Source organism: Sphingobacterium paucimobilis HER1398, from assembly GCF_000416985.1.
Lineage (GTDB): Bacteria > Bacteroidota > Bacteroidia > Sphingobacteriales > Sphingobacteriaceae > Sphingobacterium > Sphingobacterium paucimobilis.
Map to the genome: position 1 here is coordinate 473,883 of NZ_ATDL01000015.1, position 12,684 is coordinate 486,566.

Below are 12,684 nucleotides of genomic sequence, written 5' to 3' on the forward strand. Positions count from 1 at the left end.
TCTCAATATTTCCCTATTACACTACTCTCCTTCCTTTGTTGCCTTAATGTCTACATGGAATGATCTTAAGGGTACTCCTCGATACTTTTCAGGCATATCCTTTATAGCTCCATCTCGTACGGCATGATATTTAGGAGATACCATTTCTATACCCGCCTCATGAAAAACATCCATCACGTGCTTATGTAACTCTGAATAAATAAAAGCCTGTCGATGGGGATGACGGGTATAAGCATTGATTTGATAAGTGACATAGTAATCGTCTAGGCTACTCTGAAATATAAACGGTTCTGGTGTTGTCTCCAAAAGTTCGGTACGTGCTACGGCCGCTTTAGCAAGCTCATGAAACGTCTGCCAAGGCACTTCATAGGCCATCGCCACCTTTGTATTGATAATCAACCCCTGTTGGTCGGCTTCAGCACTGTAGTTTATCGTATGGTTACCCATTATCTGCGAATTGGGAATAGACACCACTTCATTATTAGGTGTACGAATACGTGTAACCAAAAGAGATTTCTCAACGATATCTCCCGTTACGTCTCCAAACTTAACCCGGTCTCCAACAACAAATGATCGCATATAAGTCAACATCAATCCAGCAACAATATTCCCTAGAGCTCCTGCAGAACTAAAGGTAAACAATACCCCTATAAATACGGAGACCCCCTTAAAAATATCGGACTGTGCTCCAGGTAAATATGGGAAAATAACAACCAGAAAAAAGGCCATAAGAAGCACACGTAAAATATGATAGGTAGGTAAAGCCCAATCCGAATAAAAACCGTTAATCACCAATGAACCTTTAGCAAGTTCTTCAGCAAAATATTTAAGTATTTTTAATGCATAGTGAAATATAAAGTAAACAACGATCACTGTAACCAGATCCGGAAAATAGTCAATTACCGCTAAGCCAACCTTCTTTAGAGGCGACATAAAATAACCTATTAGAATTGGTGCATATCCTTTTGTTGACGGAAATAAATTAAATAAAATCGGAAGTGCAAGATAAATGACGGTTAGGATCAACAGCCAACGCAATAACCCGGTAACAAACCAAATATATTTAAGTTCCTGCGTAGGAGATATCAATTGATAACCTTTAAAAGTTATTCCTTTAAAACGTTTTCTTTTCGACTTCAATATTCTAGCGTTCAGTAAATTGACAGATTTGCTCAAACCAAAAATGATCAATCCTACACTAAGCACAACCACAATGGCAATACCTGTAGAAGTTAATAATCTGGTCAAACTATGTTCTTCGCGATATTGATCTATAGCCTGTACAATAATCTGACGATAAGACTCCGTCAGCTCACCGGCACCTTTGTTTGCCCAAAGTGCGTCATGTTCATTAACACTCAGTATAGTCTGATCTCGCCACAACAAGAGCCAATTGTCTTCTGTTTGTTGAACAATTAACGAGTCTGTCTTAAACTCATAGTTGCTTTCCAGCTGTTGGATTCTTTCTGATGTACCTTTAGCACGTTCTTTTGCGGAATAGCTGCCAATAGCATTGAAAACAGTGAAAAGTGTATCATTAAAAGGTGCTACCGGAGCTCCTTTATTGACTGTTCTCAACGAATCAACCTTCAGCCGCCGCTTAGCCATCAATAAAGAATCTCTACTTTTGAGTAAAGTAAGCTCTTCCACGAGCTTTCGTTGTTCATAAACATCTGTTCGTCTGGAAGACAGCAGTTGACTTTCCAAATAGCTTCTGCGTATAGAATCTTCAATCTGTTGTTTACGCATCTCCTGTAAGGTACTTTCACCTTTGGAGATGATTTCCTTCTTGATAGAGTCAGAAGTTGATGCCTCTGTCTCCTTTTCTGTCTGAGCCCATACACAAGAGCTACTCAATGCCAACCCTAAGAGTAAACTATATAACCGCAATTTCATGCCTATTTCATTTTAGATCACTACCAAAGTAGCGACTTTATTCTTAAGGTGGAAAGATATTTGTTTTTTATTTTAACATCCCCCTCCCTAATAAAACACTGTACGTAATCTCACTCGTCTCCGTACCATCTATCCACCTATTTTCAGGGCTTACTTTATTATAGCACCTGTTCTTTTATCAAAAAGAACAGTTTTTTCTGTTCCGATATAAAACAAAGTTAATGTCAGTGTCGTATCCGTTTCGCTTTCAAAATGTATATCCCTAGCATTCCGATTTTTTACATCCGATCGATCATCGAGCAACAGCCTATCTTTGCATTGAAACACTCTTCTTTCCAATATCCATTTCTTTTCCATAATCTCCAACCAAGGCGGGACCATCACACTATAGGACACGATTTGGGCTCTATAAGTTGAATTTAAATCTTTACTAATCCGTAAAAACCAAAAGGTGTTGTCGACAATACTAATGTATAAAACGGCAACCCCATAGGAAGCATACTCAGCAAAACTGAGGATAGTATTGCTATCAACAACAACTTAGCCGACAGTCGTCTCCAAAAAGCGACAATCACCAAAAAACTCCCTAGAAGCCATAACCAAAAAACAACAATATCGGCGTAATATCCCCGTAGACTGATTCCTGCTACAATATAGCCTACCAAGTCCGATACAAGTAATACACATAGTCCAATATAAACTTTTAGAATAATTCCAATTTTCATCTGTCCATCTCCATCAGTAATCAAATCAAGCAGCTCATACAAACTCCAGTTCAAGAGTCAAATAAAATATATTTATATCAATAATCGATTTACAATTCGCTGTTTCAAACCAATAAGTGAGAGACCTCCAAATAATACTAGTTTTGCTTATAGATTATAGTATACCCAAAAGAAAGAGCTCTGTTTACGACAAACAGAGCTCTTTAAAAAAATTTAATGGAGTATCTACAGACTACAAATTATTTAACCAATTTTCAACTTCGTCTTTAGTTTTTCCGGTTTTTTGCTGCAATTTTCCCAACAACTCCTCTTCTTTCCCTTCAGCATACAGCAAGTCATCATCGGTCAAATCTGCATACTGTTGCTTTACTTTTCCTTTTAGTTCGTTCCAACGTCCTTTCCAAGTCAATTTGCTCATAGTTATTCTCCTTTTTTATTTATATGATTTTTAATATGTTGTTTCGATAATAGAACAGTCCTATCGCATAAACGTTTATTTTTTTTTATTTTTTGTAGCTAATTGCTCTTTAATTATCATCTCGACAATAAAGACACCCAAACAAATCACTCAAAATCAACCATATAACAAAACAAATGCTAGATCTAAAAATTTGAACCAATTTATTTATAGAATGTTTTTTTTACATAAAAATTTCAATAGATAGCTGACTATACTACACATTCTGTGTATTTTTAGGGGTTATAAGTTAGTCCTTGCATGGTGATGAAAAAGAGTTTTGGTATAAAAGATATTGCAAAAATGTTGGGTATCTCTGTTTCCACGGTATCCCGCGCACTGCGAGATGCCTATGATGTCAATCCCGAAACGAAAAAACGTGTCTTAGAACTTACCGAAAAACTGAACTTCAAACTCAATAAAAATGCTTCGGCTCTAGCCTCAGGTAATACAAAAAACATAGGAGTCGTCATCCCATTCATTACCAACTATTATTTTTCGACTGTCATATCCGGCATACAGGAAGAAGCCTATAATCAGGGATACAACATCATCCTGTACGTCACGAACGACGATATAGAACGAGAAAAAAAACTCATTGAAAATATAGCTACGAGTAGCTTAGACGGGCTATTGATCTCTATATCTTCTAATTCACATATTGTTGAGCACTTTGAGACGATGATGCGTTCAGGCTTGCCTATTGTGTTTTTTGATCGGGTTCCCCAACAGATACAGGCCTCCAAAGTAGTACAAAGTGACTTTGACGGCGCATATCAAGCGACGACTTATTTGATCGAAAAAGGCTATGATAGAATAGCCCACATTGCCGGCCCCTCAGAACTTTCATTTACTCAAGAGCGGCTCCGCGGATATCTACAGGCCCATACTGACGCCAAGGTTGCTCATCATAAAGAGTATGTTATCTTTTCGGGTTTTGGACAGTCTCATGGGTTTGATGATACAAAGGTTCTTCTAAGCCTCCCTCAACCACCAAACGCAATCTTTGCCGTCAATGACCGTAAAGCAGTAGGCGCTATACAAGCCCTCAACCAAGCCTGCATTCGTGTCGGACAGGACTTTGGCGTTATTGGCTTTACCAACGATCCTATTTCTACCGTTATTGAGCCCAATCTCACCACCATCGAGGAACCTGCATTCGAGATCGGACGACAGAGCTGTCAATTATTGATCCGACATATTAAAAACAAAGATTTTGAACCTCGAGAAATACTGATTCCAGGAAGACTGATCGAGAGACAATCCGTACGATCAGATTAAGCTTCGTAGACTATATTTCCATTCACTATCGTTGTCTTAACCTCTATACGCTCGTTAAACAATATCAGGTCGGCCAATTTGCCTTTCTCAATGCTTCCTGTCTGATCATCTATTCTCATAATTCGAGAGGGATTGAGACTAAGCATTTGCACCGCATCTATCAATGAGATTTCAGCAACATTGATCATTGTCCGAATCAAACGATCCGCAGTAGCGACACTCCCCGCAAATGAAGTCAAATCTGGAAGTTTTGCAACACCATCTTCTATTATCACAGGTGTTCCGTTCTGTTTACTCCCTAGTATGCTCTCTCTATCCGACGTACCTGCTCCTCGCATCGCATCCGTAATAAGGACAATCTGATCTTTCCTCTTATTCTTACAGATCAGCTTTAGGAAAGGTTCTGGTAAATGGACACCGTCGGCAATAATTTCTACGTCAATATCTTCTAATAATAAACAGGACTCGATCGCCCCTGCATATCGAAATGCATTTTTACGGGTCATCCCCGACATCCCCGAATACAAGTGTGTAGCGAGACGATAACCATGTTCAATTCCACGCACAATATCTTCGTATACCGCATCGGTATGTCCCAATGCCAATACGATTCCAGCTTCACTTACATAATCACCAAATTCCAAAGCACCAGGTAATTCTGGAGCGGCACTCCAACGAGCAATCAGATGTCTATATTTATCCAAAATAGACTGATATTCTAGAGGATCTGGATTCCGAATAAAACGGGGATCTTGTGCTCCCCGTTGATTCATGGCAAAATAAGGTCCCTCTAGATGTAAACCATAAAACTTAGCCCCGGACTGATTCACAGAAAGAGACTGTTCGTACACGCTAAAGGTTTCCCATAATAATTCGGGCTCACTCGTCAACGTAGTAGGAAACATAGCTGTTGTCCCAAACTTAGCATGCGTTTCAGCAATGGTAAGATAAGCCTCCAACTCATTATCCATAAAATCAGCACCACCTCCTCCGTGTACATGTATGTCAACAAAACCCGGGGATAGATACAAGCCTTGCGCATCTATAATTTCACCTTGCAGTCCCTCTTTAGGCAGTGTTTTATAATCGCCAATAGTTACAATACGGCCGTCTTTTATAGAGACCCAGCCCCTATCAATAATACTATTGGGGCTGATTACTTGCGCATTTATAATAGTTAGCATAAATAGAAAATATTAAACTTTTTTCCAAGAAGTAACTTTATGCCCATAAAAAGCATAGAACGCAATATACAAGAAACAAGGCACAAGCACCCAATAAGCTAACTGTTCGTTTACCTTATCCGCTACAGCTCCGTAGATCATCGGAAGGATGGCGTTACCACACAGCCCCATAATCAATAGTGCCGATCCCTGTTTAGCATATTTCCCCAAACCATCGAGTGCCAAAGGCCATATACCAGCCCAAATAAGTGCATTAGGAAGACCTATAAATACCAAAAACCAAATGGAAACATTGACATCATACCCCATCCAGCCTACGTTTTGATTCATCACGCAGACCATCACCGCGAAAAACAGCCCGAGCAAACTACAAATCTGCAACATACGCTTTTGACTCAGAACCCTAGGTATCAAAAGAATTCCAAGAAAGTAGCCCACAATGGTAGCAGAAAGCGTGTAAGAAGGAAAGGACTTTGCTTCCAACAAAGTCACCCCCATAGAGTCTGCATAACTAATGATGGTATCGATAGCGATTACCTGTGTCCCCACATGCAGAAAAATAGCAATAGCACCTAGTACAAGATGCGGAAATTGGAATAAACTATCCCGACCAGCTGACGCTTCTGCACCTTCAGGATTTTCAATCTCGGGAAGCGGAGAAAATCGAACGAACAAGCCAATTAAAAATAGAACAGCTGCCATAACGGAATAGGGCACCACCACGCGCATGATCAAATCATCAAGTACTGATGCTCTTAAGATATCATCCATCAATGGAATAGCCTTAAAAAGCTCATTATCACTAGGTCTTAAAATAGCCCAGGAGAATACTAAAGGAGCCAATATACCGGCTCCTTTATTACATATCCCCATAATACTGATACGCTGGGCAGCTCGCTCCTTGTCACCAATCAGCGTGATGTACAGATTAGCAACAGTCTGTAAAACCGCCAAACCAGCCCCCAACGTAAATAATCCTAACAGGAAAATAAGGTATGTACGACCAAATGCGGCAGGAACAAAAAGCAATGCCCCTAAAGCCATAATCCAAAAGCCGACAACGATTCCCTTTTTATATCCGACACGTTTCAATAGATAAGAAGAAGGCATAGACATCACCAAATAAGAAATGTAAAATGCAAACGCTACCAAGTAAGACTGAAAATTGGTCAATTCACAGGCTATCTTAAAGTAAGGGATCAGGATCGCATTCACCCAAGAAACAAAGCCAAAAATAAAAAACATCATTCCGATAATTCCAATCGAAATATAGGTACTCTTCTTATCTAATGTCTGTGTGGTCATAAATATGGATCTTATAATTTAGAAGACGAACCCTGATCTAAAAACACCACACAATCTTCATGTTGTTGTAGTATACTGGATGGATTCAAGTTAGAGATTGGTAATGTCAGGCAGTTTTTAACTGCTTCCGCCTTTCGTTCATCAGGCACAGCACATACAATCTTTTTTGACTTCATTATCTGTTTGATAGACATCGATATCGCCTGTAAAGGCACCTCTTCAAGACTTCCAAACCAGCCCTCACCCATCTGTTGTTGTCTACATTGCTGATCCAGATTCACAATAAGATAAGCATCTTCGACATCAAAGTCTGCAGGTGGATCATTAAACGCCAAGTGACCATTCTCCCCGATTCCAACGAAAGCAACATCGATCGGATGGGCACTTATTTTTTTCTCCAATCGCTCACACTCTTCCTCTGGATTGTTTTCGCCATTGATAAGGATTACCTCCAATAGAGGATCTACTTTTGCTACAAAGCGCTCAGTAAGATATTTACGAAAACTTGCTTTATGTGTAATAGGCATCCCAATATATTCGTCCAAATGGAACATACGGACCTTAGACCAATCAATTCCCGCAGTTGCAATCAGTGTTTCGATTGTTTCAAACTGACTCTGCCCGGTAGCCAAGATTATATTTGCTTCCCCTCTTTCCGCAATAGCTTGTTTAATCCATTCTGCGCCCAATTTACCCGCATGTTTTCCTAAATCCTGACGTGTTTCAAATCTTTCAATCTTCATTAGCAATAAAATTATTTATGAGTATACAATATAGTAGGCACAGCCTTATTGGGCATCATGCCTATTTTTAATCCATTCGATATATGAACACAATACTACAAGGTAATTACCTTGGTATTGCCCCCGGTTTTTAGGTTGATATCGTGAACAATGTTTTCTTTCCATCTTCCCATGGTAAAGTCAGGAATTGCTATAGGCTTGGAGCCATTTGCCACCGACCATTCACTCAATGGACCGATAACACTCCAGGACGCTGCATCATACACATCCATATCCACAGGCAATCCGTTTCTTAAACAATCGATGAGCCTCCAGTCCATCATGAAGTCCATACCACCATGTCCACCGATGTCCTTAGCGAGCTCGCCAATATGTTTTATAATCTGAGGCTCATGATCCATTCGGAGTTCGTTTAGTTTATCCTCTGTTAGAAAGTCATCATGCCCTATAGCTATTTTTCCAGGAAGTGGATACTTTTGTGCAAATGCTTTCGTACCACTCACCATATGGATCCTAGAGTAAGGACGAGGAGTGCTCACATCATGTTGCAGTGCGATCGTAGCACCACTATGTGTCATAATATTTGACAGGTTCATGTTGCCCCGGAATGGCTTATCCAGATAGCTTTCAAATCGCTTATCTTTTGCAGCCATTTCCTTCGCCTTATTTCGCAAACTAAAATCAGCAGAGGACATCGATGATAGATACTCCAACCGATTACCTCTATTGATATTAAGCACTTGACATACCGGCCCTATCCCATGAGTCGGATAGAGATTACCATTGCGGTGCGCATTCTCCTTCAATCGCCAAAAATCATAACGCTTCTCTTCATCAAAAAAGCTATTCAAGATGTCATGTATATAGGCCCCTTCACAATGTACAATATCACCGAAGAATCCCTGTCTTGCTAAGTTCAATGTTAATAATTCAAAGAAATCATAGCAACAGTTTTCCAAAATAACACAGTGCTTCTTGGTACGCTCAGAAGTCATCACCAATCGCCAGCAATCCTCTACTGTTGTTGCAGCAGGTATTTCCAAAGCCACATGTTTTCCATGCTCCATGGCATAAATAGCCATCTCTGCATGTGTCTGCCAATGTGTAGCAATATAGACTAGATCGATATCTTCCCTTGCACACATATCTTTCCATGCGGTATCACCAGCAGTATACAACTGTGCTTCGTGTTCCCCCGACTGAATACGTTTTTTAGCTGCATTCGCTTTTTCTGCCCGTACATCACATATGCCCTGTATACGTACCCCTTCTATCCGACTCATTCGCTCGACCGCAGCAGACCCTCTGTTTCCAACACCTATAAAGGCCAATCTAACCGTATCCAAGGCAGGCGCAGCATAGCCAGACATATTAAAAATTGGCTTATATTTCTTCTCTGCCTCTTTTACAATATTCTTGAGCTTGCCCTTATCTTGCACTGCAGCACTTGACTCCAATACAGGAGCCATCAATCCCAATCCTGCTAATCCAGAGAGTTTTAAAAATGATCTTCTATTTGTTCCCATAGTTCATTAATTAAAGTGAATTACACTTTCGTTATTTAACAATTCCTTTAGACGCTTTACCTTATACTCAAAATCAAGCTGTTCACTTTTTAAGACTTTTCGGCCAGAAGTACCGATCAATCCATCAACATAGAACGCACCTTTTCCAAGAGCCAACAACAACTGCACATCCCCCCAAGAGATAATACCTGGTAAATGGATCGCCATATTAGTTCCCTCTTTTGTTCGATCCGCTGCAGCAACATAATCAGGCACATAACTGTAGGGCAGATCAGAAAGGAGATATTGCATAGCTGAAGGATACATCGCTCCATACATCAAGGCACAGACTGCAGTCTCCCGGTCGCACACTACTTCGATTTCGGCATTCGGAAACTCCTTTTTAATGTATCCGATAACTACATCCATCTCGGATAGCCAGATAGACATCATGGACTCTCCCAACCATAACAACGATCGGGACAATGTGTGAAAACGAGGCAACTGCCCATCGATCTGATCGGCACTCGTCGAGCTACGTTCGCCCAAGCCAAAAAGATCAACCAACACCACCGTTTCACCAGCTTTTACCCAACCTGAAGTCTTTTCTGGTGCGACCTCCCTATTCCCTTTCGAACCAAATACTATTTTCAACTTATTTGACACCTCTGCCGAACTTTCTATCACAAGAGGTATTAACTTGCCCTGCGCCGTACTAATAACCAAGCGATGATACTTTCCCTGATCAGGTATAGATTCTGCAAGCTGAACACGATCTCGCTCTACATGAAGCATTTTAGCCAACTCCCCTACTTTCCCCCTTGCATCTAAATGACTAGCCGACAGCAACTCTTTCGACAGGTATTCGGCACGTTTTCTTACATAAGATGAAGTTGTAGGCACCTTGTTTTTCAGCTTATTATCATTTAAAACACGCAACTCTGAATCCCTTATCTGATAAAACAGGGTATCCACCTTATTTCTCTTCACGCCAAAACAGGAATCAAACCAGTCTAACATACTCAACCGCATAGGTAGTGTATAATCATGCTTCTCATCAAACAATTCATAAGCGAGATTCTCCCTGGCATGCATATCACTATAAAAAGGTTGGGCTTTATTAAATGTGCGCAACATTTCACCAACATTGAATGCGGCATTACCATCACGTAATGCGGATAATATCTTAATAGGTTTGGGCGCCACCGCTGCCAGCATATCACTTGTTTCCAAATGCATCAATCCATGTGGTAAGAGCTCACAAACACAGTTACTGTTCAGGATATAGGATTCAAATGTACCAACGCTCACCACAGGCACTGCCGCTTTTATCCGTTCATCCAAAGTAGAAATCCAAAACGTCTGATTACCACCACCACTAGCCCCAGTCGCAGCAATGCGCTCACTATCCACATATTCTAATGATTGTAACAGATCGATTGCCCTTTTATTTTCTAGGACCTGCATCCCCATCAAGGGAACACCCAAATCAAGTAAGGACGAACCTAAACTCGCACCATGATACTCATGGACATGGTTCGCTCCCCTCTCTCCTGAGCCCCAGGCGTCCATCGTCAAACAGACATAACCATTCCGGGCCAATAACTGGGCCGTACGCTGCACAATCTCCCCCGCCTTTCCATTAGGCCAATGCCCATGACTATTCAACACTGCGGGGAAAGGCCCCTCTCCTTTGGGGACATACAAATGAGCCGGGACGTAGACCCCTTCCATCGTTTGGAATACAATATAACGGAGTACAAAATCTCCTAGATCCATCTCCTTTACCACCTGTACATCCAAGCTTCCCATCTCCGCCTTATCTAAGCCGAGATGAGAAGTCACATATCCGTAGATCGATTCTTTAGCACCATTATGGTGTATACATACCTCTTTCAATCTATGCTGTACATAGTTAGCTGTCCGATCCAAATGTTTTGGTATCCCCAGTACCTCGGGTATCGCATCCTGTCCAATCGCCATAGAAGTAGAAGCCATCATAAAAAGAAAATAGATATAGAATCGCATACATTATTAATCAACATCCCACCATACACGTGTCGCTGCATTATCCTTCCCTCCCAACAAAGCTCTTCCTTTAGTGAGCTCTTCCAAATTATTCGTTTCCTCCGTCAGAGGATATGGCATTCTTTTGATAAAAGTGCCTACAGGAAGATCTGCGTTCTCCGAATTCAACAGATTATACATCTTTGGAAATCCCGATCTCCGAAACTCCGCCCAAGCTTCCATACCATCAGGATAGATAGCAAGCCACTTTTGTGTTCCAATCTGTGCGCGTTGCACCGCCAGATCAGCATCCCATTTCACCGGAGTAGTAGCTACCGCAGGAGAATTGTGATAATCACCAGGCGCAACTGGCTGTACAGAAGAACTCAAGTATCCCTGTATTTGACCGACATCGTCTATCCCCCATTGTTGCATACTCAACTTGACCCCTTCTTCATACATGGCTTGAGCGGTACCATCCATATTCCAGCCATTCAGTGCACCCTCTGCACGTAGAAAATAAGACTCCGCAGCAGACATGATATGAAAACGTGCAACCAAATTTGGTGTAAGCACGGCTTTTTCTCCTACATATTCAACCCAATATTTACCCACATTAGAATTAGAACCAGCTTGATTCCGTGCTATCCCCAGATCGTCTGCAGACATCCCATTACGTAAGCTATTAAACGTACCTCCAATCACACTTGGTTGAAAATACTTCTCGATACGCGGATCCACATACCCCTTCAAGTAAGATGCAATAGTAGAACTCATCGCAAACTCATTCCAGGCAGCCACTTGAGACAAGCCATTCGTATCATTCCCTTTCAATGATTTGGAAAGTAAGGCATTCTGACCGTTATTCAACATCACACCAGAGGCTACAGCGGCCTCAGCCTCAGATTTTGCTCGACTAGCATCCACTTTCGAAATACGTAACGCTAGACGAAGACGTAACGAATTTGCAAAAGCGATCCACTTATTGATATCACCACCATACATCAACTCATACCCTTGATAAACTTTCGTGCCGGTAGGAAGCGCCTTCAAATTGTCTACCGCAGTTGTTAACCTTTTGAAAAAATCATCGTAGATTTTATCCATCGGATCATAAGAAATCACATCCTTAGATTCCGCCGCATCAAAATAAGGTATAGGCCCAAATTGATCGGTCAATCTATGAAATGCATACACCCATTGAATATTGGCCAATGCAGCTTCGCCCGAATTAGGTTCCACATTATCTAAAATAGATTTCAGTTGTGGTGCAGTATCTACATATACCACTGTCCAGAACCGACGTTGCCAATCGGGTGTCAATGCATAACGGTCTGTCCGGAATGAGGTCGTAGTCAGTGCAAAGTACTGCGCATACAAATCTGGACCTAAATTCTGTACTGTTTGATAGAACGAACGATTCATCGCTGCCGATGATTGCGCTTTGGCAAACATAAATGGCCGTTCCCGTGACCCCACCTCTGTTAATTTATCGGGGTCTGTATTTATTTTTTCGAAGTCCTTGGTACAGGATAATAATCCCATACTGATTACCAAACTATATATTATTGATCTGTTCAT

General features: G+C 41.1%; 11 protein-coding genes. 1 reads left to right on the forward strand and 10 read right to left on the reverse strand.

All coding sequences use genetic code 11. The features are described from left to right. Positions 1–21 precede the first annotated feature (21 nt). The 4 genes from M472_RS34865 to M472_RS34875 form a co-directional block, all read right to left on the reverse strand. Positions 22–1,896 carry a mechanosensitive ion channel family protein gene (locus M472_RS34865; RefSeq protein WP_021070578.1) on the reverse strand — a complete coding sequence of 625 codons (1,875 nt, stop codon included), beginning with the start codon at positions 1,894–1,896 and terminating at the stop codon, positions 22–24. Positions 1,897–2,046: 150 nt separating this feature from the next. Beyond that, positions 2,047–2,253, reverse strand: coding sequence for a hypothetical protein (locus M472_RS45760; RefSeq protein WP_235049506.1), 207 nt, complete (start codon positions 2,251–2,253; stop codon positions 2,047–2,049). Between the two features lie 62 nt (positions 2,254–2,315). Then, on the reverse strand, positions 2,316–2,675 hold the full coding sequence (locus tag M472_RS45765) for a hypothetical protein (RefSeq protein WP_235049507.1): 360 nt from the start codon (positions 2,673–2,675) through the stop codon (positions 2,316–2,318). A 178-nt stretch (positions 2,676–2,853) separates the two neighbouring features. Then, positions 2,854–3,039 (reverse strand): CsbD family protein, encoded by a 186-nt coding sequence (locus M472_RS34875; protein ID WP_021070581.1) that lies wholly within the window; start codon positions 3,037–3,039, stop codon positions 2,854–2,856. 306 nt (positions 3,040–3,345) lie between these two features. On the opposite strand from M472_RS34875, the gene M472_RS34880 reads away from it, so the two are divergent. Continuing rightward, positions 3,346–4,359, forward strand: a complete 1,014-nt coding sequence (locus M472_RS34880; protein ID WP_031301742.1) for a LacI family DNA-binding transcriptional regulator — start codon at positions 3,346–3,348, stop codon at positions 4,357–4,359. Here M472_RS34880 and nagA read toward each other — a convergent pair. The 6 genes from nagA to M472_RS34910 form a co-directional block, all read right to left on the reverse strand. After that, entirely contained in the window at positions 4,356–5,543 is a 1,188-nt protein-coding gene (gene nagA, locus M472_RS34885; protein ID WP_021070583.1) for an N-acetylglucosamine-6-phosphate deacetylase, read from the reverse strand. The genes M472_RS34880 and nagA overlap by 4 nt on opposite strands. Before the next feature lie 12 nt (positions 5,544–5,555). Then, on the reverse strand, positions 5,556–6,848 hold the full coding sequence (locus tag M472_RS34890) for a sugar MFS transporter (protein ID WP_021070584.1): 1,293 nt from the start codon (positions 6,846–6,848) through the stop codon (positions 5,556–5,558). Positions 6,849–6,859: 11 nt separating this feature from the next. After that, positions 6,860–7,591: a glucosamine-6-phosphate deaminase gene (locus tag M472_RS34895; RefSeq protein ID WP_021070585.1), complete on the reverse strand. Its 732-nt coding sequence runs from the start codon at positions 7,589–7,591 to the stop codon at positions 6,860–6,862. 95 nt (positions 7,592–7,686) lie between these two features. Then, positions 7,687–9,117: a Gfo/Idh/MocA family protein gene (locus tag M472_RS34900; protein WP_021070586.1), complete on the reverse strand. Its 1,431-nt coding sequence runs from the start codon at positions 9,115–9,117 to the stop codon at positions 7,687–7,689. Positions 9,118–9,123: 6 nt separating this feature from the next. Then, positions 9,124–11,124 (reverse strand): alpha/beta hydrolase family protein, encoded by a 2,001-nt coding sequence (locus tag M472_RS34905; protein WP_022829357.1) that lies wholly within the window; start codon positions 11,122–11,124, stop codon positions 9,124–9,126. Between the two features lie 6 nt (positions 11,125–11,130). Then, positions 11,131–12,684, reverse strand: a complete 1,554-nt coding sequence (locus tag M472_RS34910; protein ID WP_022829358.1) for a SusD/RagB family nutrient-binding outer membrane lipoprotein — start codon at positions 12,682–12,684, stop codon at positions 11,131–11,133.

What these genes read in the sequence shown, in the direction of transcription:
- M472_RS34895 (WP_021070585.1), bottom strand. Translation starts at nt 7,591, where the DNA reads ATGAAGATTGAAAGATTTGAAACACGTCAGGATTTAGGAAAACATGCG.
- M472_RS34865 (WP_021070578.1), bottom strand. Translation starts at nt 1,896, where the DNA reads ATGAAATTGCGGTTATATAGTTTACTCTTAGGGTTGGCATTGAGTAGC.
- M472_RS45760 (WP_235049506.1), bottom strand. Translation starts at nt 2,253, where the DNA reads ATGGAAAAGAAATGGATATTGGAAAGAAGAGTGTTTCAATGCAAAGAT.
- M472_RS34880 (WP_031301742.1), top strand. Translation starts at nt 3,346, where the DNA reads ATGAAAAAGAGTTTTGGTATAAAAGATATTGCAAAAATGTTGGGTATC.
- M472_RS34890 (WP_021070584.1), bottom strand. Translation starts at nt 6,848, where the DNA reads ATGACCACACAGACATTAGATAAGAAGAGTACCTATATTTCGATTGGA.
- M472_RS34905 (WP_022829357.1), bottom strand. Translation starts at nt 11,124, where the DNA reads ATGCGATTCTATATCTATTTTCTTTTTATGATGGCTTCTACTTCTATG.
- M472_RS34910 (WP_022829358.1), bottom strand. Translation starts at nt 12,684, where the DNA reads ATGAACAGATCAATAATATATAGTTTGGTAATCAGTATGGGATTATTA.
- nagA (WP_021070583.1), bottom strand. Translation starts at nt 5,543, where the DNA reads ATGCTAACTATTATAAATGCGCAAGTAATCAGCCCCAATAGTATTATT.
- M472_RS34875 (WP_021070581.1), bottom strand. Translation starts at nt 3,039, where the DNA reads ATGAGCAAATTGACTTGGAAAGGACGTTGGAACGAACTAAAAGGAAAA.
- M472_RS34900 (WP_021070586.1), bottom strand. Translation starts at nt 9,117, where the DNA reads ATGGGAACAAATAGAAGATCATTTTTAAAACTCTCTGGATTAGCAGGA.